Here is a 24371-nt window from a genome sequence, read left to right on the forward strand (position 1 = left end):
ATTTTTGTTTCAGGTTTCAAGTTTCAGGTTTACACAAACTTGAAACTTGAAACCTGAAACTTTTTAAAACATACAATAATCATGAATTCCTTAATCCTTCCTACTTATTTCCCATCTATTAGTCATTTTGCAGTTATTGCACAATCTGAGACCATTACTTTTGAAATGGAAGATAATTTTCAGAAGCAGACCAATAGAAACAGAACTTATATCTACAGTCCAAACGGAATTCAGTTATTAAATATTCCCGTTAAACATTCAAAGGAAGCACATCAAAAGACAAAAGACATTTTGATTGAGAATGAATTTGACTGGCAGAAACAGCATTTTAAATCGCTTGAGGCTGCATATAGAAGTTCGCCCTTCTTTGAGTTCTTTGAAGATGATATCGCCCCTATTTTCGAAAAGAAACACATTTATTTAATGGATCTTAATTTTGAAGCTTTTGACATTGTAACGAAGTGCCTCCGAATGAAAACAGAGTTTGCAAAAACTGCGGAATACTTTCATGAAGCACCCGATTTTACTGATTTCAGATATCTGGCAAATGGGAAAAAAGACACCAATACTTTTGAAAAATATACTCAGGTTTTTGATGACAAACATGGTTTCATCAATAACTTAAGTGTCCTGGATTTACTATTTAATGAAGGTAAATTTGCAATGGATTATTTGAAAGGGCAGAAAATAGTATAGATTGTGAAATGTTAAATGTTAAATGTTAGATGTAAATTGTGATTGTAAAATGAATTTTTTCACTTTTCACTTTTCACTTCTTACTTTTTACTTCTTACTTTTTACTTCTTACTTTTTACTTCTTACTTTTTACAAAAAAAATCATTCCATCGAAAGTCTTGTCATAATCGGATAATGATCTGAGTTTTCAAAATCAGAAAAGCTTTCAAATTGTTTTACTTTCATTTTACTGTCAGTAAAGATGTAGTCGATTCTGGCAGGATAATAACGGAATTTATACGTAGCTCCAAAACCTTCTCCGGCTTCTTCAAATGCATCTTTTAGTTTTCCTTTTATACTTCTATAGACATAAGAAAAAGGACTGTTATTCATATCGCCACAGATTATTATAGGATATTTGCACTTTTTAATATGCTCCTTAAAAATCTCGGCTTGCTCCTGCTGTTGCCTGAAGCCTTTACTGATTCGGTTATAAATAAGCTGCGATTTCTTTTGGTTGACATTATCAATATCGTTCGAAATTTCGTTAACATCAGGAGAAATCCGAATAGACTGCAGGTGCATATTGTAAACACGAATAATGTCTTTTCCCCGCTTAATATCAGCATATACAACATTATTGTCTGACTTTGGGAAAACAATTTTTCCTTCTTCAATAATCGGAAATTTGGAGAAAATAGCCTGTCCGGTTTTTATTTTTTTTCCATCAATAAAGATAAAACGGTGCGGATATACTTTTAGATCTAAATGTGCCGAATTTGAATATTCCTGAATACATAGAATATCCGGATCGTTGTCATCTATAAAAGCTTTTATATTCGACGGAATATCATCACGATCCAGCCATTTAAAGACATTAAAAAGGCGTACGTTATAACTCATTACAGAAAAATCTTTTTCATCCTCCAGATATTCTGTTCCTGAAAATTTATAAAATTTACTGATAAAAGTAATTCCGGTCAGCAATACCAATCCTGACAATATCAGGCGTTTTTTAAACTGAATTGCCCAATAAACGAAGAAGAATCCGTTTGCGACAAAAAAAGCAGGCATAAACAGTGTAAGCACCGATAAAAGCGGGAAACTTTTAGGTGCTAAGAAAGGCAGAAGATAGACGCTGAAGGTAAGCACAGTCAGCACTATATTCAAAAAGAACATTATTTTATTAAACCAAGAAAGGTTTTTCATATTATTTCTTACAAGTTATTTTCCGGCTTTAAATAAAAACTCTTTTTCTTCTTTTGTCAGACAATCGTATCCGGACTGACTGATTTTGTCTAAAATCTCATCGATCTGTTGTTGCGTTTTGTCTTTCGTAACAATTCTTGATGAAGGTTTTTCGGTAGGTTTCTTGTAATTTTTATGAACTTTTGTAAATGGGGTCGAAGGAGATTTTTTAAATAAATTCGTGAAAAAATCTAATATTTTAGAAACTATGATACTTAAATCAGTGCCATTTTGCAGCAATTTAATATAAGCAAATCCGAATAAAGCTCCCGCTAAATGCGAAATGTGGCCTCCCATATTGCCCAGGCGGAACTGCAGCAAATCTAAAAGCAGAATTACAGCGGTAACATGCCAAAGCTTAACATTTCCGAAAAGAAACAGGCGAACGCCCATTAAAGGCTGATAAGTGGTTGCGGCAACTAATATTGCCATAATTGCCGCCGAAGCGCCAACTATAGTAGCTGCGTTTCCTAAAAAGTAGAAGCTTAATGCAAAAACGACTCCAGAGAATATAGCGCTTAAAATGTATAGTCCTAAATATTGCTTTTGGGTAAAAAAGGTCAGGAACAAATTACTGGCAAAATTTAAAACCAGCATATTAAAAAGCAAATGCCAAAAACCAAAATGGAAAAAAGCATAGGTTAAAAAGGTCCAGGGTTTGTATAAAAAAACCTGAGGATCAGAAGATAATGCCAGCCAGTTTGGAATATAAAACTCACCAATTGAAAAATTATAGAAAATTAGGGAAATCAAAAAACACCCGATATTCCAATAAATAACGCGCATTGCAATACCGCCTAATTTATATTGTAATTTTAAATCGTCAAGAATATTCATAGAGACTTATTTACTTTTTTTAATTTGCACTTTAAAGTTAAAAATTAATTCCAACGATTGTTATTAAACTGATTTTTTTTCCAGTATAACATCATTATATATCCAATAATTGCCCCTCCAACGTGAGCAAAATGAGCAACGCCAGTTCCTCCACTTCCAAATAAAGAGTCCCCTTTAAAACCCAGAAACAAATCCAAAGCCAAAATTCCAGGAACAAAATATTTAGCTTTTATTGGAATCGGTATAAACATTAAAGCTAATTCTGCATTAGGAAACATAAAAGCAAAAGCAACTAACAATCCGTAAATAGCACCTGAAGCACCTACCATAGGGGTTTGATTAATAATCGCTGCATCAAACAAACCTTTAAAACCTTCTTGAGTCAAATTTGTTTTACCTGAGTTCTCTAAAATTGGTTTAATTCCCTCTAAGAACAAATCTCCACGATAACTAATTCCATCAGAAAAATTCACATTTAATAATTGATGTAATGTATTATCCGAAAAAGCTAAATTACTGACAGGTTCTAAAGCAGATTGCATTTGAAAATAATTCACAGTTATTTGCAGCAATGCTGCCCCAAGTCCGCAAGAAATATAGAAAAAAATAAATTTTTTTCCTCCCCAAAAATGCTCTAAAGCAGAACCAAATGATACCATTGCAAACATATTAAATGCTATATGCAAAATATTACCGTGCATAAACATATGCGTAAAAGGTTGCCAATACTGAAAAAAATCACTTCTAGGAAAAAAAAGAGCAAAATATTGTTCAGATGCCGGTACTAACCAAGATCCGATAAAAAATATTATATTAATTATAAGCAGTTGTTTAACTACTGGTGTCATATTCATCATAAGGCAAACTTTTTATCTATATCTTCCACACGCATGGTAATGAAAGTTGGTTTTTGAAAAGGTGAAATATTGGGATCTTTACAGGCAAATAGTCCGTTTACCAGATTATCCTGTTCTTTTTCGGTTAAATAAGATCCCGTTTTAACCGCTAAACTTTTAGCCATCGATTTGGCAATGGTATCATTCTGACTGTAACTGCTTGCCGGAATTCCGTCCTGCAAATCACTTAATAATTGCTCAATTACCATAGAAACTTCACTTTCGGTAATATTTACAGGAATTCCCGAAATTATAATATGATCTGATTTACTTTCGTCAAAAACAAATCCTGTTGTCTCCAGAGAAGGTTTTAATTCCTCAATTAGTTTCATTTCGCCTGACGAATAAAACAAATCTAAAGGAAATAATAATTGCTGACTGGAAGCCTGGTTGACTGTCATATTCAGCAGGAACTGCTCGTACAAAATACGTTGATGTGCTCGTTGCTGATCGATAATGATCATTCCTGATTTTATTGGCGAAACAATATATTTTTTATGGATCTGATACGTTCTCTGAGGTGCCTGTTCTACTTCATCATCATTAAACAAAGAAGAAGTAACTTCTTCATTTTCGAATGTAAAAGGTGAACTTTCTATCGTTTCGGGATTTTCGATGTCCAGACCCACATACAAACTTTCCCAGCTTGCTGTTGGTTCTACACGTTTAGAATATCCCGAATAGGAAGATCCTCCAGCAGATAAAGAACCTGAACTATAACCGGAGGATGCTGAACCCGCTTTACTGTAATGCTGATTGGTTTTGTCATCTGTAAACGGATTAAATGTTCCATCTACCTGAATTGTAGGAACTTCCGCCTCTACATCTTTATAATGATAAGGTGTATCTAAATTAGAATCACGCTCAAAATCTAAAACCGGTGCCACGTTAAATTGCCCTAAACTATGTTTAATTGACGCCCGCAATATCGCGTATAACGCTTGCTCATCATCAAACTTAATTTCGGTTTTCGTAGGATGTATGTTGATATCAATGGTATTTGGAGGAACCTGCAAATAAAGGAAATAACTTGGCTGACAGCCGTCTTTAAGTAATCCGTCGTAAGCAGACATTACCGCGTGATGCAAATAACCACTTTTTATAAAACGATCGTTTACAAAAAAGAATTGTTCCCCTCTGTTTTTCTTGGCAAATTCAGGTTTACAAACAAACCCCTGAATATTAATGATTTCAGTTTCTTCATTTACAGGAACTAATTTTTCATTGGTTTTTCCTGACATGATTCCCACAATTCTTTGCCTGTAACCAGAAGCCGGAAGATTGTACAATTCACTTCCGTTATGATAAAAACTAAAATGAATATTGGGATGTGCCAGTGCTACACGCTGAAACTCATCCATAACATGACGAAACTCAACTGTGTCTGACTTTAAGAAATTACGACGTGCCGGAATATTAAAAAACAGGTTTTTAACAGAGAAAGAAGTTCCTTTGGGCAAAACCGCCACTTCCTGCGAGACAAATTTACTGCCCTCAATGACGATGTGCGTTCCAAGTTCGTCCTGATCCTGCTTCGTTTTCATTTCCATATGCGCAATCGCAGCTATAGAAGCCAGCGCTTCTCCGCGAAAACCTTTTGTTCCAAGTGAAAACAAATCTTCGGCATGACGGATTTTTGAAGTAGCATGTCGGGCAAAACACAAACGGGCATCTGTAACCGTCATTCCGACACCGTTATCGATAACCTGAACTAGAGATTTTCCCGCATCTTTGATAATCAATTTTATATCAGTTGCTTTGGCATCGACGGCATTTTCCAATAATTCTTTTACGACTGAAGCGGGTCTTTGAACCACTTCTCCAGCAGCAATCTGGTTAGCAACGTGATCAGGAAGCAATTGAATAATACTCGACATTAAGCAAAAATAGTTTTAAAGTTTAGGTAGGTTTTATAAACCAAGAGGTACAAATTTAGTGAATTTTGGTTTGGTTTTAGAATAACGGCTGTCATAAAAAAAACAAAAAAACCTATACCGTCATTACACAGTACAGGTTTAATTATTTTAAAACAATTGTGTTTTATTCGTTTTCTATTTTTCTTGGAGTGTCTTCAATCTGAATTGCCCCTGAAGCTAATAATGGCTGATTGTAAGCATGAGCAATAGAAGCCTGTTGACGGATGTAAGCCATTTTAATAGCCGCGATTGCCGCCTCGGTTCCTTTATTTCCATGAATACCTCCGCTTCTGTCAATGGATTGCTGCATATTATTGTCTGTCAAAACACAGAAAATAACAGGAATATCGGTTTGCACATTCAGGTCTTTAATTCCTTGTGTAACACCTTCACAAACAAAATCAAAATGTTTGGTTTGTCCCTGAATCACGCAGCCAATTACAATAACTGCATCGACGTTTTGTGTCTGAAGCATTTTTTTTGCTCCATAAATCAGCTCAAAACTTCCCGGAACATTCCAACGGATAATTTGCTGAGCCGGTACATTACAATCTGTCAGAGCGTCAAAAGCGCCATTATAAAGTCCTTCTGTTATGGTATCATTCCACTCAGAAACAACAATCCCAAATCGAAAGTCTTTCGCATTTGGGATTGTGTTTTTATCGTATTCTGATAAATTTTTATTTTCAGTAGCCATCTCTATATTTTATATTTTAGATATTAAATTTAAGATTGCTAATTTACGAATCTAAAATCTATTCCGAAGCATCGGAACTAAAATTTTTATTGTGCTAATCCGATCAAAGCATCAACAGATGCAGCTTCCGGAGTACTGTCGTAATTATCTTTAATGTCGTTTAAATATTTTAAAGCATCTTCTTTTTGCCCTAAAGCCAAAGCAGTTTTAGCCGCTTTTAATAAGAAACGAGGCGTTGTAAAATCATTCTTGTTAGATTCGGCAGCTTTTACGTAAAAGTCAAGTGCTTCTTTTTGTTGATTTTTTTGAGAATAAGCATCTCCGGTTGCACCTTTAGCCAAAGCGCTTAAGATTACATCTTCAGATTTAAAATCACCTAAATATTTAATCGCTTCATCGTATTTACCAGTATTTAAATAAGCGATACCTGCATAGTAATTAGCTAAATTTCCTGCATCTGTTCCTGAATATTCGTCAGCGATTTTAATAAATCCAAATTTACCTTCTGAACCGTTCAATGATAATTTGTATAATGAATCACTTGAAACACCGTTTACTGCTTTTTCGAAGTTTTGCTGAGCAACAAACATTTCACTTGCAGCTTCTTCTTGTTTAGGAGTTGCAATAAATTTTTGGTAAGCAAGGTATCCGATTGTCGCAACTGCAATACCAGCAACTAAACCAATAATAATTTTTTGATTTTTAGCCACCCAATCCTCAGTTTTTGAAGCTGTCTCATCTAATTTTGAGAAAACACCAGCTGTAGTACTGTCTTTTTCGTCAATAACTACTTGTTGTTCTTCAGTAACCTCTGTAATTTCCTTTTCTTTTGGTGTCTTATATCCTCTTTTATTGTAAGTTGCCATTTAAAATTTATTTAGTGAACGGCAAAAATAAAATTTTTATTGAAATTGACGTAAAAAAATTCAATTTTATCACTATTTTAAAACAAATAAATTTATTATTCAATTTTACTTTCACGGAAGTGCCAAAATAAATTTGTTTGCGAATTGCGTTAACTCTGTTATATCGATAATTTTCGGTAATTTGCACCCTCAAATTTTTACTGTCTTAAAGCGGTAATTTATCTTTGATTTTCCTTTAAAAATGCATTTAAACAAAATCTCATTATTCAATTATAAAAACTTTTCTGAAGCAAGTTTTGATTTCGACACAAAGATCAACTGTTTTGTAGGGAAAAATGGCATTGGAAAAACCAATGTGCTTGACGCTATTTACCATTTGGCTTACGGAAAAAGCTATTTTAATCCGCTTGCCGTGCAAAATATTAAGCATGGCGAGGAGTTTTTTGTGATCGATGCCGAACTGGAAAAGAATGAAAGAACCGAACAGATTGTCTGCAGTTTAAAGAAAGGCCAGAAAAAGGTTTTGAAACGAAACGGTAAGGCGTATGATAAATTTTCTGATCATATCGGATTTGTTCCTCTTGTAATTATTTCACCCGCCGACCGGGATTTGATTGTTGAAGGAAGCGAAACTCGTCGTAAATTCATGGACAGCGTGATTTCGCAGCTCGATTCGGCTTATCTGCATGAATTAATCAATTATCAAAAGGTAATTACACAGCGAAACGCACTTTTAAAATATTTTGCTTTAAATCATGTTTTCGACAATGACACCTTATCTATATATAATGAGCAACTGAATCAATATGGGAAATCGATTTTTGAAAAACGAAAAGAGTTCCTGCAGCAGTTTATACCTATATTTAATAAACACCATCACGACATAACCGGTTCTGAGGAAAATGTGCAGCTGGTTTATGAAAGTCATTTGTTTGAAAAAGACCTTTTAACACTTTTACAGGAAAGTATCAATAAGGATCGTGTTCTTCATTATACAACTGTCGGAATTCATAAAGACGATTTATCTTTTGAAATTGATTCGCATCCGATAAAAAAATTCGGATCTCAGGGACAACAGAAATCTTTTCTGATCGCGCTGAAACTGGCGCAATTTGAATTTCTGAAAAAACAAAGCGGCGTAAAACCTATTTTGCTTTTTGATGATATTTTTGATAAACTGGACGAAACCCGGGTTGCGAAAATAGTAGAAATGGTTAACAGCGAAACTTTTGGACAGCTATTTATTTCGGATACCCATCCCGAAAGAACGGAGGCAATTGTAAAATCGACGCACCAGAGTTATAAGATATTTAATCTATAAAGTTTTTTGTTTACCACGAATTCTACAAATTTCCCCTAATTAACTTTACTCATATTATTTTAGCCATAGATTGAGAGGTTTTACCACAAATTACACAAATTTTCACAAATTATTTTTTGGCTCAGAATAGAGGATTGTATGATTAAAAATCTGTGCGCATCTATGAAATCTGTAGATACACTGGTTAGAAATTAATTTGCGAAAATTTGTGTAATTTGTGGTTGAAATCTTTGCGGCAACATTTTCGCCTCAGATTAAAGGGATAAAATTTGTGTTAATTTGTGAAATTCGTGGCAAAAAACAATTCGTTGGCAAACTTTCTTTTAAGAAATCAGTAAATTAGCAAAAACATTAACTGCAATAAATAATATATAAAGGTATATGCTAACGAAAGAATCATTGCAATTTTTAGACGATTTAAAAAAGAACAACAACAGAGACTGGTTTCAGGAAAACAAAAAACGATATGAAGTTTTTAAAAAAGATTATCATCAGCTGGTAACCGAATTTCTGGATTTAATGAAGCCTCTTGATCCTTCATTAGAATTATTAGAAATTAAAGATTGTACTTTTAGAATTAATCGTGACATTCGTTTTTCTAAAGATAAATCACCTTACAAATCACATTTGGGACTTTGGTTTTCTGCAGGTGCAAAAGGCGCAAACCGCTCGGGTTATTATGTCCATATCGAAAAAGGCGGCAGTTTTATTGCCGGCGGTTTTTATTCGCCGGACGCAGGTGAGTTGAAAAAAGTCCGAAAAGAGATTGCCTTTTTTCATGAAGATCTGGAAGCAATTTTAGCAGACAAAAATTTTAAAAAGGAATTTGGAAGTCTGGATATAAATGAAAACAACTCACTTAAAAGTATGCCGCGAGGTTATGAAAAGGATCATCCGGCAATTGAATTTTTAAAATTGAAATGTTATACTGCAACGCAGGAATTTGACATTTCTGAAGTTACCAAAAAAGACTTCGCAAAAAAAATGACTCAGAAATTAATCGCTCTAAAGCCTTTGAACGAATTTATCAATCGTGCTTTAGAGACTGAATAATTGTAGAGATAAAAAAATCGCCACGAATTCACGAATTATCAAAATTAATTCGTGAATTCGCAACGAAAAACTTTTATAATGAAAAGAAAAATACTTTTTCTTGGAGAATCTTATCGCGCCGACGCTATAACCTGGATGAAAGGTCTGAAAGAATTTGGCGATTTTGAAATCATTACTTGGGAACTTCAAACACCAAACACCAGCCGTTTTAAACGTATTGCAGAATATCTCTTTTCTCCGATCTCGATTAGAAAAATTATTCGACAGGAAAAACCAGATATGGTTATTGCTGAAAGAACAACAAGTTACGGTTTTCTCGCTGCATTATCAGGCTCAAAAAGAATTGCGATTGCACAGCAAGGAAGAACCGATTTATGGCCTGAAGGTTCTGTCTTATATCCGTTTAAAAAGATCATTCAGAAATATGCTTTCAAAAAAACGCATTTGATTCACGCGTGGGGTCCTGTAATGACAATTCATATGAGAGAAAATGGCGTTGACATGAGCAAAGTTCTGGTTCTCCCAAAAGGAATAGATTTAACGTTTTTTACACCTTTAACAAATACTTCAAACAAAATTAGCGCCATTGTAACACGTTCGCTTCAGCCAGAATATAGACATGATTCTATCCTAAAAGCTTTCGGAATTTTAAATCAAAAAGGAATTGATTTTTCATTGACTATTGTCGGTGACGGAACGAGATTGCAATTTTTAAAAGATTTGGCAAAAGAATTACAAATCGAAAATAAAGTGATTTTTACCGGAAGAATTCCGAATACTCAACTTCCAAAACTTTTACAGCAATCTAACATATACATCAGCATGCCAATTACCGAAGGCGTTTCTGCTTCTTTGTTTGAAGCGATGGCTTGCAATTGTTATCCAATTGTTTCTGATATTCCGGGAAATCAAAGCTGGATCACGCATCGTGAAAACGGACAATTAATTGAAATTGATAATGTTGAAATGTTAGCCGAAGAATTAATTTGGTCTTTTGAAAATGTTGAATCTCGCAATCTGGCGATTATTGAGAATAGAAAATTTGTTGAAGAAAATGCTAATTATGATATTAACATGAAGGTTATTGCGGATAAGTATCATGAGTTGTTGGATTCTCAAAAATGATTTAACCGCAAAGTGCACGAAGTTTACACAAAGTTCGCAAAGCTATTACTCATAAAGCTTTGAGAACTTTTGATTTTCTGAGGCCCAAACTAAGATAAAACCTTTGCATATTTGCGTTAAAATTCGACAACAAACTTTACATTTTCAGGTTAAACCAAAAATTATAATTCATACTTTTGAAGACATATTAAAAAGCCTTTCATTTATGGAAATCCAATCTAATTTTTCTTTAAAAAAATACAACACTTTTGGTATTGAAGCCAAAGCAAAACAATTTGTTGCCGTTCATTCTACAGCAGAATTGAAAACAATTCTACAAGAAAACAAAACCGAGAAAAAATTTATTTTGGGAGGCGGAAGCAATATGCTTTTAACAAAAGACATTGATGCTCTGGTGATTCACATTGATTTAAAGGGCAAAAAAATCATTAAAGAAGATTACGATTTTGTATGGGTTGAAAGTCAGGCCGGCGAAACCTGGCACGATTTCGTTTTGTATACAATTGATAATAATTTTGGAGGATTAGAAAACATGTCACTTATTCCCGGAAATGTAGGTACGACTCCGGTTCAAAATATCGGTGCTTACGGAACTGAGATTAAAGACACTTTTGTTTCCTGCGAAGCGATGAATATTGAGACTCAGGAAATAAGAACTTTTACGAATGCTGAATGTAATTTTGGCTATCGCGAAAGCATTTTCAAACATGCAGTAAAAGACCAGTATATCATTACCTCTGTGGTTTTTAGACTGACAAAACGCAATCATAAGATTAATACTTCTTACGGGGATATTTTAGCAGAATTAGCTAACAACAACATTTCTGAACCAACTTTAAAAGATGTTAGTAATGCTGTAATTGCAATTAGACAAAGTAAACTTCCGGATCCGAAAGAGCTTGGAAACAGTGGTAGCTTTTTTAAAAATCCGATTGTAGCAAAATCTGAATTCGAAAAAATCCATCAAAAGTTTCCGGAAATGAAATATTACGAAGTTTCAGAAACTGAAGTAAAAGTTCCCGCTGGCTGGCTTATTGAGCAGGCAGGTTTCAAAGGAAAACGTTTTGGTGATGCGGGAGTTCATAAAAATCAGGCTTTGGTTTTAGTAAATTACGGAAATGCAACGGGACAGGAAATTTTAGCCGTTTCAAAAGAAGTTCAAAAAACAGTATTTGAAAAATTCGGAATTCAGATTGAAGCAGAAGTGAATGTAATTTAGAACTCAACGTTTTCAAACCTTTGAAGCTTTGCTTCTTTGAACCTTTGAACCTATAAAAGAAAAAAAATGTACACACCTGATTTATACAAAAACGAAAATCCGGAAGAAATCAGAAATTTTCTAAAAGATAACAGTTTCGGAATCCTGATTAATCACACGAACGGGAAATTGACCGCAACCCATATTCCGATAGAAATTGAAATAAATGCTGAAGGAAAAGAAATTCTGCAGGGACATATTTCAAAATTAAATCCGCAGGCGGAAGGTTTTAAAGAAAACGATCAGGTTTTGGCGGTTTTTACAGGTCCGCACAGTTATATTTCTTCTTCGTGGTACGATCATGAAAATGTTCCAACATGGAATTATATAGCCGTACATGTTTACGGGAGAATTAAAATTGTAGCGTATGAAAAATCTGTTGAGCAATTAAAAAAGCTGGTTGATAAATACGAAGAACACTCTGAGAATCCGGTAAGAGTTGAAGAATTATCAGAAAAAACAATGCGGGAAGCGAGAGGAATATTTGGATTTGAAATCGAAATCGACGAAATTCAGGCAACCAAAAAACTATCGCAAAACCGTGATGATCACAATTATAAAAATATAATTTCTGAATTGAAGAAAACTGAAAACGCTCAGTCTATTGCAATTGCAGAAGAAATGTCAAAATGCCGAAAGTAAATCGGCTTAAGCTATTGAATTTAGCCAATTCATAAGTACATTTGTACTCGCAGAACTTGAAATTAATAGAACTTAATAAATCAGATGCTTATATACATATTTTACTTTTTTATTGCTATTGTTGTTGTTCAACTATTTTATTATCTCGGCGTTTTTGGAAAATTTGCTTTTAGCAAACCGCAGCATTTTACTTCAAAAAATCTTCCCGTATCTGTAGTTGTTTGTGCTAAAAACGAAGAAGAAAATGTAAAAAAATACATTCCGCTTCTGGCACAGCAGGATTATCCGGATTTTGAAATCGTTTTAATTGATGATGCTTCGAGTGATGAAACGCTGGAAGTGTTTGAAGAATTCGAAAAAGAGTTTTCGAACATACGTTTAGTAAAAGTGGAAAACAATGAAGCTTTTTGGGGAAACAAAAAGTACGCTTTGACACTTGGAATAAAGGCTGCAAAAAAGGATTATCTATTGTTTACAGATGCCGATTGTTATCCAAATTCGAAAGACTGGATCACTTCTATGACTTCCCAATTTACGATGAACAAAACCATTGTTCTGGGTTATGGGGGCTACGAGAAAATAGAACGTTCGTTTTTAAACAAAATCATTCGTTTTGAAACCATCTTAACGGCTATTCAGTATTTTTCATGGGCAAAAATTGGCTTTCCGTACATGGGAGTTGGTCGAAACCTGGCTTATAAAAAGGAAGAGTTTTTTAACGTAAACGGTTTTATAGACCATATTCAAATTCGCTCCGGCGATGATGATTTGTTTATAAACCAGGCTTCTAACAAAGTGAATACCACTATTTCTTATACTCCTGAAAGCTTTACTTATTCAGAACCAAAGAAAACGTATAAAGAATGGTTTACCCAAAAAAGAAGACATGTTTCTACTGCAGAACATTATAAATTTTTTGACAGAATGCAGTTGGGACTATTCTACTGCTCACAATTATTCTTCTTTTTATTAGTTATTATTCTGTTGGCTTTTCAATTCCAGTGGATTGCAGTATTGGCCATTTTAGCAACACGCTATACCGTTGTCTGGACAGTTGTGGGATGCTCGGCAGGAAAACTTAAAGAAAATGACATTAAAATTTGGTTTCCGGTTGTTGAGATAGTGCTAATATTAACGCAAATTAATATCTTTATAACTAATATCTTTTCAAAACCGGTATATTGGAAATAAATTCTAAAATAGAAAAAGCAAAAAAAGGCGATCAGATCGCCTTTACTTTTTTATTAGATCACTACTGGAATGAGGTTTATGCTTTTATGCTTAAACGCACAGAAAATGAAACTATTGCAGAAGATATTACGATAGAAACTTTCTCCAAAGCTTTTGACAAAATTGCATCGTACAATCCGGAATTTCAGTTTAATACCTGGCTAATTGCGATCGCAAAAAATGTTTATATTGATTTATTACGAAAAAAGAGAACCAATCTTTTTATCGAAATCACAGACAACGAAGACCAACAGGCATACAATATTGCCGACCCTACTCCATCTGCCGAAGATGCTCTAATTAAAGAACAGAATCTTTCCCGCCTGCTTCTATGCATTAAAGAACTTAAACCCCACTATCAGGAAGTTATTCAGCTGCGTTATTTTCAGGAAATGTCTTATCAGGAAATTGCCATTAAGATTAATGAACCTTTAAGCAGTGTAAAAGTAAAACTATTACGTGCTAAAAAATTATTAGCAGAAATCATCGAACGTAATAGATAATTTTCTATCTTTAAACAAAGAATAAACTATTCGTATTTTATTTCTTAAAAATATATTTATACAACATTAAAACTACAACTTCATGTTGTCAGCACAACCCTAAAACTTTTTTGCGTATGATTTAAAGTTACTTAACCTTAAAACCCAAAAATTATGTCTAAATTAAGTATTTATGAAAACAAGTGGACTGATCTTGTTTTCGAAAACAAAAACAAAGAGTACGGCGCATATCAATTACGCCATGAGAATTCTAAAAATTCTGTCACCGCTCTGTTTATGGGTTTACTGTTATTAACGGCTATAGGAAGTGCGTCTGCAGTTATTAGCAAATTTACAACTACACCAGTTGAAACCACGCCTGAACCTATACCTTACGATCCGATTACTCCGGTAAACATTGATCCTACGGTTGTGCCACCGCCGCCAGCTCCGCCTGCACCTGTAGTTGAGCAAACTGCGGCGAGTAAAACAGATGCAGTTCAGTTAACCAATCCTGTGGTTGCAACAACTCAAAATGCAGTCGATGAAATTGCTCCAAACAAACAAAATGTAGCTGTTGTAGAGAATGCTAGCGGAAATGGAACTTCTACAAATGTATTACCAACAACAGACGGAGGAGGAAATGGAGTTGTTGCTTCAGTTGCACCTCCAACAAACGATCCCGTGAATTCAGCTATTCTGGACAAACAACCGGAATTTCCGGGCGGAATTAGTCAGTTCTATAAATATGTGGGAAACAACTTCCGCAGACCGGAACTGGATGTTGAAAAAACATTGAAAGTATACATTTCTTTTGTTGTTGAAAAAGACGGCTCACTTACAGACATTATCGTTAAAAACGATCCCGGATACGGAATGGGTAAAGAAGCAGTCAGAGTGCTAAAATCATTAAAAACAAAATGGAATCCGGGAATTCTGGACGGAAAACCTGTGAGAACAGCATATAATCTTCCAATTACAATAAAAACGGAAGTAGAATAATATATTTTTATTTAGCATAGAAAAGCAGAACTTAGGTTCTGCTTTTTTTTATTTATTATCACTTTAAAATCTATTACTTTTACTACTTCAAATATCAATTTTTACTAATTTTAAACAAAAAATAATGGGAATATTTTCTGCTATTCTGGGCAATGCAGGTACTGTAAGCCAGGAAGATCTAATTAAAAAATACGGACAGCTTCTTACTGATAACGAAGAAATCGAAATGGGTTTTAAACTCATTCGCGACACTTTCATTTTTACAAACAAGAGATTAATCTTAGTTGATGTACAAGGGATCACCGGAAGCAAAACCGAATATAAATCTATCGCTTATAAAAGTATAACACGATTTAGTATCGAAACAGCGGGAACTTTTGATCTTGATGCCGAATTAAAAATCTGGGTTTCAAGTGAACTTTATCCAAGTATTGTAAAACAATTCAATAAATCTGTCAACGTTTATGATGTGCAAAAAGTTCTTGCATTTCATGTATTAGGATAAAAAGAAAACCCGGCAAATTTAAATCTGCCGGGTTTCTTATACAATTAAAAAAAAATTATTTCTTTTTTGTTGCAGTCGTTTTCTTTGTTGTGGCTTTTTTAGCCGGAACTGTATTAGCAATCTTTTGTTGTACATAAGGTTTATACAAACCATCTTTTTCTGCCCTTTTCCTTGCGTCGTCTGCTCTCTTTTGAGAATCAGGATGTGAACTCATCATCTGATCAATAAATGACGCCTGAGAACCCTCACTCATTTTAGCTAAAATTTTAAATGCAGACTCTTCTGCGTTAACATTATAGCCATTCTTTTTCATGAAATTGTACGCAAATAAATCAGCTTCAGATTCTTGTTTACGACTGTATTTACTGTCAATAATTGCACTTCCTATTTTACCCAGCTGACTATCGGTTACGCTCGCTAAAGTGGCAGATTGTGAAGATGCTCCATCCATTAAGGCTTCTTTTTGGTAAGCAGCGCGTATTGCATCTCTTGAATCGTTGTTTACAACATGTCCAATTTCATGCCCGATAACAGCAACTAATTCATTGTCATCCATAATATCCATCAAACCTGAATAGACACGAACACTTCCGTCTGCTGTTGCAAAAGCATTTACTTCTTTAATTTTATATACTTTATAATTTAAAGTATATCCGTCTGTTGTGGCATGTTTTCCAAATACGCGATTTAATCTCACAGCATAACCATCAGTTGCCGGAGCAATTTCATGTTCTGCATCTAATTTAACTACAGCTTCTTTTGATAATTTTGCTGCATCGGCATTACTAAAAGTAAAACCTGTTACTCCTTTCTGAACTGCGCCAATTGCCTTATCTCCAAAATTAATCTGTGCAGTCACTTTGGTTAAACCAAATGCTGCAAATAAAAGTCCTGCTATTATAAATTTCTTTTTCATGTTTTTTTACAATTACAATTTAACAACAAATGTACTATATCTAAATGCTATTTTTCTCAAATCAACTTCTGTTTTTGAACTATTAAATATAAAAAAAATTAAATCATCACATATGAAATTAAACCTCAATATTATATATAAAAATCATGCCAAATTAGATCATTTTCCGGTTAAGATTTTAATTCATTATTTCTTTTTCTCCTGTTTTATTTGCGGCATTATTTACTAAGACATGCTTTATTATTCGTTTTAAAGGAAAAATAAACGAATCTTAAATTAACGTCTTCAAATAAACAACATTCCGTATCTTTGTACTTTGAATTTTGATATATGGAAACAGCCGTTGAAAATGTACAGCCTGGAAAACCTAAATGGTTAAAGGTTAAACTTCCAATTGGACAAAAATATACTGAACTGAGAGGTTTGGTTGATAAATACAGTTTAAATACTATTTGTACTTCGGGCAGCTGTCCTAATATGGGCGAATGCTGGGGCGAAGGAACTGCAACTTTTATGATTCTTGGAAATGTCTGCACCCGCTCCTGCGGATTTTGCGGCGTAAAAACCGGAAGACCGGAAACAGTAGACTGGGATGAACCTGAAAAAGTAGCCCGCTCTATTAAAATCATGAACATCAAACATGCGGTAGTTACAAGTGTGGACAGAGATGATTTAAAAGACGGAGGTTCAATTATCTGGATGGAAACAGTTAGAGCTATTCGCAGAATGAATCCGCAGACCACTCTTGAAACTTTAATTCCGGATTTTCAGGGAATGGAAAGAAACTTAGACCGTATTATTGAAGCCAATCCCGAAGTGGTTTCTCATAATATGGAAACTGTAAGACGTCTGACCCGTGAAGTTCGCATTCAGGCAAAATATGACAGAAGTCTGGAAGTACTTCGTTACTTAAAAGAAAAAGGAATTAACAGAACTAAATCCGGAATTATGCTGGGTTTGGGAGAAACTGAAGAAGAAGTTTTTCAGACTATGACCGATCTGCGAAATGCAAACGTAGACGTTGTCACAATTGGACAATACCTGCAGCCAAGTAAAAAGCATCTTCCTGTAAAGGAATTTATTACGCCTGAACAATTTGCAAGATACGAGAAATTTGGTCTTGAATTAGGGTTCAGACATGTCGAAAGCGGACCGCTTGTTCGTTCTTCTTATAAAGCACAAAAACATATTTTATAAAAAAGTTTAATCGTTTAATCGTCTAATTGCAAAACCGATTAAACGATTAAACAGTTACACGAATAAACAAAACATTGAAAACAAGAATTGCCATTAATGGATTTGGAAGAATTGGAAGAAATTTGTTCCGTTTACTTTTAAATCACCCGGAAATAGAAGTCGTTGCCATAAATGATATTGCAGACAACAAAACCATGTCGCATTTAACAAAATATGACAGTATTCACGGTGTTTTGCCTTTTGAAGTACGTCATGACGAAAACAGCATCATTGTTGACGGAAGGCATTTTTTCTTTTTTCATGAAAAAAACATTAAAAACTTAGACTGGAAATCGCATTCGATTGACATTGTGATCGAGTCGACAGGAAAATATAAAACACACGAAGAACTACATGCTCATTTGGACGCGGGGGCCAAAAAGGTAATTCTTTCGGCACCTTCTGAAGTTGATACGATTAAAACTGTTGTCTTGGGTGTTAATGATACTATTTTAAATGGAGACGAAAATATAGTTTCTAATGCAAGCTGTACAACAAATAACGCTGCTCCGATGATTAAAATCATTGAAGAATTGTGTGGAATTGAGCAGGCTTACATCACAACAATACATTCTTTTACCACCGATCAAAGTCTTCATGACCAGCCACATAAGGATTTGCGCCGCGCGAGAGGCGCCAGTCAGTCAATTGTTCCAACAACTACAGGTGCAGCTAAGGCATTAACAAAAATTTTTCCTAAATTGCACAATAAAATTGGCGGTTGTGGTATTCGGGTTCCGGTTCCCGATGGTTCATTAACCGACATTACCTTCAATGTAAAACGTGCCGTTAGCATCGAAGAAATTAATAACGCATTCCAACAAGCCTCAAAAACAAATTTAAAAGGAATATTAGATTACACAGAAGATCCGATTGTCTCAGTTGATGTAATTGGCAATACACATTCTTGTTTATTTGATGCTCAGCTAACATCTGTTATCGATAAAATGGTAAAAGTTGTAGGCTGGTACGATAACGAGATTGGTTACTCATCAAGACTGATCGATTTAATTTTACTAATAAGAAAAAAATAAGGTTCATTGTAAAGCATTGCCATACATGAAGTATTACCTTTTTATTGTTGTTTGTCTTTTTAACTCGTTTTTGTATTCTCAGGCTAAAAAGAATACAGATAGCGTTACCTATTACAATAAACTGGCAAGTACTAATACTAGTAAAAAAAAATACGATCACGCTGCGCCGGTCACTCAAAAATCTATTCATTATTGCGAGGTCAACGGCAAGAAAGCAAACCTTGCTATCCAGTGTTTTAAACTGGGCAGAATTTATTATAACCAGCAGAAATTTGAAGAGGCTTTAAAAAAATTCCACAAAACCGTTTCTTTATTTGACACCCTCAAACCCAGCTGTACCAAAGTTTTAGCACTTCATTATATTGGACTGTGCAATACAGCTAAAGGAGATTATCAAACGGCTAATATTTATTACTCAAAAGCCGAAGATTTATTACAAAATCTAAAAATCAATGATCATGCTGATCTTTTAGATTATCAAAAAGCCTTCGCATTAAAAACAAACAAAGATTTTGTCGAAGCCGCGAACACTTTCAGAAAAATAACTCTTAAACCCGACAATTCATCTATTATAAATACTAAAGTTGATTCTTATTATCAACTGGGCTTAATTGAGATGCAGCTTAAAAGAAATGATTCTGCTATAATTTATTTTGACAAAGCATTGGAATACAATGCTAAAAACAATGATTTTGCAAAAAAATCAAAAATTGTCCTGGCTATTAGTCAGTATTATAAAAAAAATAAAAACTACGACTTAGCCTATTCTTATTTAGATGAACATTATCAGCTTGAAAATTATATTTTAAAATTAAAAAATGCAAAAGTTGATTTAAATGAATTTGCAAAGTTCAAGAAAAATCAATCTCTAAATAATTCAATTAAAAAAGAAAGCGAAGAGAAATTCCAACTAAAAACTTATCGCTATTCCAAACTGGTCAGTATTTTGGCAATTGCGCTGATTTCGATTTTATCGCTTTTAAGTTTGGCATTGTACAAAAACAACATCATTAGAAATCAGAATAATTTATTACTTCGCGAAAAGAACAAAGAATTAATTCTCGCCAAAAATAAAGCAGAAAAAGCTTCAAAGGCAAGATCTGAGTTTCTATCGACGGTAAGTCACGAGCTGCGGACGCCTCTAAATGCCATTAACGGAATTACACATATTTTACTGGAAGATAATCCGAAGAAAAGGCAGTTAAAATATTTAGAATCCCTAAAGTTTTCAGGAAATTATCTCACGACTTTTATCAATGAAATTTTAGAAGTCAATAAAATCGATTCTACGAAAGTTGAAATAGAAAATATCAGCTTTAATCTGAAGGAACTTCTTTTTAATATTCAAAGTTCATTAAAAGAATTAGCGACAGCCAATAAAAATTATTTCAATCTGGAAATTGACAAATCGATTCCGGATAACTTAATGGGCGATCCTACCAAATTATCGCAAATCATTCTGAATTTGATTAACAATGCATTAAAATTTACTCAAAACGGAAACGTAAATGTTATTGCAAAATTATATTCTCAGGAAGGCGAAAACGCAACGGTTTATTTTGAGATTGTAGATACCGGCATCGGGATTCCCGAAGACAAACTTCAAAGCGTTTTTGAAAGCTTCTCGCAGGGATCAATCGAGGTAAACAGAAAATATGGCGGAACCGGTCTGGGACTCACTATTGTAAAAAAACTAATCGAGCTTTTAGGTGGCGAAATAAAATTAAAAAGTGAAGTCGGTAAAGGTTCTACTTTTACTTTCAGGTTGAATTTTAAAATTAATAATGAACCACTTGAAGTAATTGAGGAAGTAAAACCATATAATGACAAACAATTGAAAAACAAATCGATTTTATTGATTGAGGACAACAAAATCAATCAAATGATAACCCGCAAAATGCTGGAAAACAAAAGTATTACGTGCGAGATTGTTGACAATGGTGAAGACGCTGTCGAGCTTCTAAAAATTAAACGTTTTGATATGATTTTAATGGATGTTCACCTTCCCGGAATCAACGGAACAACTGCTACCAAACTAATTAGGGAATTTGACAAATCTACTCCTGTTATTGCCCTGACAGCTATTTCGCTTGACGAAAACCGCGACATGCTGCTTTCTTTTGGGATGAATGATGTGATCACCAAACCTTTTGTTCCGGATGAATTTTACAGCACAATAGCTAAGTTTTTTGATTAGATTTTTTTGAGGTTCTAAGGTCCTGAGTTGCTAAGATTCTAAGTTTTTTTTAGCATACTCAATTATTATGGCATCAAAATTATTTCCTTTATTAATGAAGGTACTTTTTATTGGCAGATAAAATAAGTTAGAAAGACCTGAATCTTTAAGACGAACAAAGTCTTTTTCTGTTGTGATTATTTTTCTATTTTGCGCTTTATTCTGAATCTCTTTTAAATCATTTTCTGAGAAATGATGATGATCCGGAAAAGTCAAACTTTCATCAGATTCGTTTTTTAAATAATTAAAAAACGGCTGTGGTTTTGCAATTCCTGCCAAAAGTAGTTTTGATTTTTTTTTGATTTCTGAAACTGCTATTTTTTCTTTTTCATTAAAGACAAAATCATCATAATCGATAAAAGTAAAATACAATTCCTGTGAAGGTTTTAATTTTAATTTTTGATTGATTTTAATTTGCTGTTCTTTCGTTAAATCTTTTGGACATTTGGTTACAATCACAATATTCGCGCGATCGGCTCCACTCCTGCTTTCGCGAAGATTTCCCGTAGGAAGCATAAAATCGTCTGCAAATAAATCGCCGTAAGAAGTCAGTAAAATATAAAAACCCGCTTTTACTTTTCTGTGCTGATAAGCATCGTCGAGCAGAATAATTTCTGGTTTTTTGCTTTGCGAAAGTAACTGCTGAATTCCGTTTGTACGATTGGCATCAACGGCAGCCATAACATTTGGAAATTTTTGATAGAATTGAAAAGGTTCATCGCCGAGAATTTCGGCATTCGAATTTTTATCAGCCAAAACAAAACCTTCCGACTTTCTTTTATAGCCGCGGCTTAAAGTGGCGATTTTATATGTATTCGATAATAATCGAATTAAATATTCTATTTGCGGCGTTTTTCCTGTTCCTCCAACACTTAGATTTCCGACAGCAATAACGGGAATATCAAATGAAGTTGATTTTAGAATTTCTTTATCAAAAAGAAAATTTCTTATTGAAGTAATGAAACCATATACAATGGCGAATGGGAAAAGGATGTAGCGGAGTAATTTCATCATTTTAATTTATTCGAAATATTAGACTTAATTAGCGATTTCATCTGATAGATTGCAATTTCATTCATTTTTAATAATCTTTCATCTTGTAAAATTCCCTGTTTTATCAACATAGCATTAATACTTTCAAGATTTGACAAAACCACCAATTGTTCTATGGAAGCTGAATCTCTAATATTTCCTCTTTCATCCGGATTCTCTTCACGCCATTGTCTCGCAGTTTTACCAAATAATGCAACATTCAACAAATCAGCTTCATCAGCATATACAAAACTCTTTTCACTATGAGCTATTAGCAGTGGAATTAAATTTTCTTTGATCGCATCTGTATGTATGGAGTAATTAATTTTAGAAATAGTTCTTTGTACATTCCATTCTATTTTTTTAGAATTGCCTTCATCTTCCTTTAACCGCTGAAATTCTTTTATAAGATAAAATTTAAATTCAGCACTTAACCATGTGGCAAATTCAAAAGCAATATCTTTATGAGCAAATGTTCCTCCGTATCTTCCTGTTTTCGAAATAATTCCAATAGCATTTGTACTTTCAATCCATCGTTTTGGCGTTAGAGAAAAACTATTAGAACCTGCTAAATTTTTAATTCCATCGAATTCGATGGAATTAAAATCAGGATTATTAAATTTTTCCCATAATCCAATAAATTCAATCGTACTGCGATTTCTCATCCAGTTTTGCAATACATAATCACTGCGTTCGCTATCCCGATGTCGGGCAATATCAGTTAATGACATAAAATCTTCTTTATTGTCCTCATACACCACTACATCAATTCCCTGAACATTTATTTTTTTATTCTTAGTCATTCCTTATTTTTAAAAACTAATTCCATTGAATACTGAAATTAGTTTATTTTTATTTAGTTTTTTTTTGAAAAACAAATGAATTATCTAAATATTTCTAAGCAATAATACATAGGAGAAATATATAAGATCTATTTTCATCTCACGAAAGTATAATATTTTTCGTTAATTTGTTTTGTTAATCTGCTCTCAAAAATTTGTTTCAAGTTTCAAGTTTTGCAAAATTGCGAAAGCCTAAAACCTGAAACTTCAAACAAAAAAATAAAATGAAAATAAAAAATATAATCTCAGTTCTCGAAGAAATGGCTCCTTTGGCTTACGCCGAAGATTTTGACAATGTCGGACTTTTAGTCGGGGATTCTGAAACCAAAAGTACAGGTGTTTTAGTTTGTCACGATGCTTTGGAGAATGTAATTGAGGAAGCCATTTCTAAAAATTGCAATTTGATAGTTTGCTTTCACCCTATTTTATTTTCTGGAATCAAAAAAATAACGGGAAAAAATTATGTAGAGCGTGCTATTTTAAAAGCAATAAAAAATGATATCGCTATTTATGCCGTCCATACCGCACTTGACAATCATTCGCGGGGAGTAAATAAAATTTTTTGTGATGCATTAGGATTAAAAAATACCAAAGTTTTGATTCCGAAACAAAACTTTATTCAAAAATTAGTCACTTATACTGTGCCAGAAAATGCCCTAAAAGTGCGTCAGGCGTTATTTGATGCTGGTGCAGGAACAATAGGAAATTATGACGAATGCAGTTTTAATTCCAGCGGAATCGGAACTTATAAAGGAAATGAGAACAGTGATCCTGTAATAGGAAAACGTCACGAACTTAGTGAAACCAATGAAATAAGAATAGAAGTTACGTTTGAAAAACATTTACAGTCCAAAATCTTGAAAGCGCTTTTTGCAAATCATGTTTACGAAGAAGTGGCGTATGAAATTTATAGTCTTGAAAATTCACATCAGAATATTGGTTTGGGAATGGTTGGGGAACTGGAAAACGAAATGGATGAAAAAGACTTTCTTCACTTTGTAAAAGATAAAATGCTGGCAGAAGGAATTCGTCATTCTGAATTTTTAAACAAAAAAATAAAGAAAGTTGCTGTTTTGGGAGGCTCAGGAAGTTTTGCTATAAAAAATGCAATTATGGCCGGAGCCGATGCTTTTTTGACTGCAGATTTGAAGTATCACCAGTTTTATGAGGCTGAAAACAAGTTGCTTTTGGCCGATATTGGTCATTTTGAGAGCGAACGCTATACAAAAAATTATATTGTTGATTATCTTCGAAAAAAAATTCTTAATTTTGCAATCATTTTATCGGAAGAAAATACAAATCCAGTTAAGTACTTATAGAAT

23 protein-coding genes are annotated in these 24371 nt (G+C 33.8%); 14 read left to right on the top strand and 9 right to left on the bottom strand.

Annotation, left to right across the window (positions count from 1 at the left end):
• Positions 1-81: 81 nt before the first annotated feature.
• A complete protein-coding gene (locus ABEB31_RS16720; protein WP_347052795.1) occupies positions 82-696 on the top strand; it encodes a WbqC family protein in 615 nt (204 codons plus the stop codon).
• 141 nt (positions 697-837) lie between these two features.
• Here ABEB31_RS16720 and ABEB31_RS16725 read toward each other — a convergent pair whose 3' ends face one another.
• The 6 genes from ABEB31_RS16725 to ABEB31_RS16750 all read right to left on the bottom strand — a co-directional run bounded on the left by ABEB31_RS16725 (position 838) and on the right by ABEB31_RS16750 (position 7135).
• Positions 838-1884: an endonuclease/exonuclease/phosphatase family protein gene (locus ABEB31_RS16725; protein WP_347052796.1), complete on the bottom strand. Its 1047-nt coding sequence runs from the start codon at positions 1882-1884 to the stop codon at positions 838-840.
• Positions 1885-1899: 15 nt separating this feature from the next.
• Positions 1900-2760: a rhomboid family intramembrane serine protease gene (locus tag ABEB31_RS16730; RefSeq protein ID WP_347052797.1), complete on the bottom strand. Its 861-nt coding sequence runs from the start codon at positions 2758-2760 to the stop codon at positions 1900-1902.
• Positions 2761-2804: 44 nt separating this feature from the next.
• Entirely contained in the window at positions 2805-3617 is an 813-nt protein-coding gene (locus tag ABEB31_RS16735) for a rhomboid family intramembrane serine protease (RefSeq protein WP_347052798.1), read from the bottom strand.
• Positions 3614-5533 carry a DNA mismatch repair endonuclease MutL gene (gene mutL / locus ABEB31_RS16740; RefSeq protein ID WP_347052799.1) on the bottom strand — a complete coding sequence of 640 codons (1920 nt, stop codon included), beginning with the start codon at positions 5531-5533 and terminating at the stop codon, positions 3614-3616. The genes ABEB31_RS16735 and mutL overlap by 4 nt, the downstream gene beginning before the upstream one ends.
• Before the next feature lie 163 nt (positions 5534-5696).
• The gene (gene ribH / locus ABEB31_RS16745) at positions 5697-6269 is read right to left on the bottom strand and encodes a 6,7-dimethyl-8-ribityllumazine synthase (protein ID WP_347052800.1); all 573 of its coding nucleotides are present in this window, start codon (positions 6267-6269) and stop codon (positions 5697-5699) included.
• Between the two features lie 86 nt (positions 6270-6355).
• Complete coding sequence (locus ABEB31_RS16750) at positions 6356-7135, bottom strand: tetratricopeptide repeat protein (protein WP_347052801.1); 780 nt, start codon at positions 7133-7135, stop codon at positions 6356-6358.
• Between the two features lie 241 nt (positions 7136-7376).
• Between ABEB31_RS16750 and recF the strand changes: the two genes are divergently transcribed.
• The 9 genes from recF (at position 7377) to ABEB31_RS16795 (ending at position 15753) form a co-directional block, all read left to right on the top strand.
• On the top strand, positions 7377-8456 hold the full coding sequence (gene recF, locus ABEB31_RS16755; protein WP_347052802.1) for a DNA replication/repair protein RecF: 1080 nt from the start codon (positions 7377-7379) through the stop codon (positions 8454-8456).
• Between the two features lie 381 nt (positions 8457-8837).
• Positions 8838-9509 (top strand): DUF2461 domain-containing protein, encoded by a 672-nt coding sequence (locus ABEB31_RS16760; RefSeq protein WP_347052803.1) that lies wholly within the window; start codon positions 8838-8840, stop codon positions 9507-9509.
• A 78-nt stretch (positions 9510-9587) separates the two neighbouring features.
• Positions 9588-10634: a glycosyltransferase gene (locus tag ABEB31_RS16765; RefSeq protein WP_347052804.1), complete on the top strand. Its 1047-nt coding sequence runs from the start codon at positions 9588-9590 to the stop codon at positions 10632-10634.
• A gap of 205 nt (positions 10635-10839) precedes the next feature.
• Positions 10840-11853, top strand: coding sequence for a UDP-N-acetylmuramate dehydrogenase (murB, locus tag ABEB31_RS16770; RefSeq protein WP_347052805.1), 1014 nt, complete (start codon positions 10840-10842; stop codon positions 11851-11853).
• A gap of 66 nt (positions 11854-11919) precedes the next feature.
• Positions 11920-12534 carry an FMN-binding negative transcriptional regulator gene (locus ABEB31_RS16775; RefSeq protein ID WP_347052806.1) on the top strand — a complete coding sequence of 205 codons (615 nt, stop codon included), beginning with the start codon at positions 11920-11922 and terminating at the stop codon, positions 12532-12534.
• An 84-nt stretch (positions 12535-12618) separates the two neighbouring features.
• On the top strand, positions 12619-13725 hold the full coding sequence (locus ABEB31_RS16780; protein WP_347052807.1) for a glycosyltransferase: 1107 nt from the start codon (positions 12619-12621) through the stop codon (positions 13723-13725).
• Positions 13716-14267: an RNA polymerase sigma factor gene (locus ABEB31_RS16785; protein WP_347052809.1), complete on the top strand. Its 552-nt coding sequence runs from the start codon at positions 13716-13718 to the stop codon at positions 14265-14267. Before ABEB31_RS16780 ends, ABEB31_RS16785 begins: the two co-directional genes overlap by 10 nt.
• A gap of 153 nt (positions 14268-14420) precedes the next feature.
• Positions 14421-15248 carry an energy transducer TonB gene (locus ABEB31_RS16790; protein ID WP_347052810.1) on the top strand — a complete coding sequence of 276 codons (828 nt, stop codon included), beginning with the start codon at positions 14421-14423 and terminating at the stop codon, positions 15246-15248.
• A 124-nt stretch (positions 15249-15372) separates the two neighbouring features.
• Positions 15373-15753 (top strand): PH domain-containing protein, encoded by a 381-nt coding sequence (locus ABEB31_RS16795; RefSeq protein ID WP_347052811.1) that lies wholly within the window; start codon positions 15373-15375, stop codon positions 15751-15753.
• 55 nt (positions 15754-15808) lie between these two features.
• Here ABEB31_RS16795 and ABEB31_RS16800 read toward each other — a convergent pair whose 3' ends face one another.
• Entirely contained in the window at positions 15809-16669 is an 861-nt protein-coding gene (locus ABEB31_RS16800; protein ID WP_347052812.1) for a M48 family metalloprotease, read from the bottom strand.
• Positions 16670-16999: 330 nt separating this feature from the next.
• Between ABEB31_RS16800 and lipA the strand changes: the two genes are divergently transcribed.
• The 3 genes from lipA to ABEB31_RS16815 all read left to right on the top strand — a co-directional run bounded on the left by lipA (position 17000) and on the right by ABEB31_RS16815 (position 21136).
• Positions 17000-17866 carry a lipoyl synthase gene (gene lipA / locus ABEB31_RS16805; RefSeq protein WP_347052813.1) on the top strand — a complete coding sequence of 289 codons (867 nt, stop codon included), beginning with the start codon at positions 17000-17002 and terminating at the stop codon, positions 17864-17866.
• A gap of 74 nt (positions 17867-17940) precedes the next feature.
• A complete protein-coding gene (gap, locus tag ABEB31_RS16810) occupies positions 17941-18939 on the top strand; it encodes a type I glyceraldehyde-3-phosphate dehydrogenase (RefSeq protein ID WP_347052814.1) in 999 nt (332 codons plus the stop codon).
• Between the two features lie 25 nt (positions 18940-18964).
• A complete protein-coding gene (locus ABEB31_RS16815) occupies positions 18965-21136 on the top strand; it encodes a tetratricopeptide repeat-containing hybrid sensor histidine kinase/response regulator (protein ID WP_347052815.1) in 2172 nt (723 codons plus the stop codon).
• A gap of 30 nt (positions 21137-21166) precedes the next feature.
• Here ABEB31_RS16815 and lpxK read toward each other — a convergent pair whose 3' ends face one another.
• Together lpxK and ABEB31_RS16825 are read right to left on the bottom strand one after the other, a co-directional pair.
• The gene (lpxK, locus tag ABEB31_RS16820) at positions 21167-22186 is read right to left on the bottom strand and encodes a tetraacyldisaccharide 4'-kinase (protein WP_347053021.1); all 1020 of its coding nucleotides are present in this window, start codon (positions 22184-22186) and stop codon (positions 21167-21169) included.
• On the bottom strand, positions 22186-23010 hold the full coding sequence (locus ABEB31_RS16825; protein WP_347052816.1) for a KilA-N domain-containing protein: 825 nt from the start codon (positions 23008-23010) through the stop codon (positions 22186-22188). The genes lpxK and ABEB31_RS16825 overlap by 1 nt, the downstream gene beginning before the upstream one ends.
• A gap of 263 nt (positions 23011-23273) precedes the next feature.
• On the opposite strand from ABEB31_RS16825, the gene ABEB31_RS16830 reads away from it, so the two are divergent.
• Positions 23274-24368: a Nif3-like dinuclear metal center hexameric protein gene (locus tag ABEB31_RS16830; protein ID WP_347052817.1), complete on the top strand. Its 1095-nt coding sequence runs from the start codon at positions 23274-23276 to the stop codon at positions 24366-24368.
• Positions 24369-24371: the final 3 nt, after the last annotated feature.

The sequence above is a fragment of the Flavobacterium olei genome (assembly GCF_039749035.1).
Classification (GTDB): domain Bacteria; phylum Bacteroidota; class Bacteroidia; order Flavobacteriales; family Flavobacteriaceae; genus Flavobacterium; species Flavobacterium olei.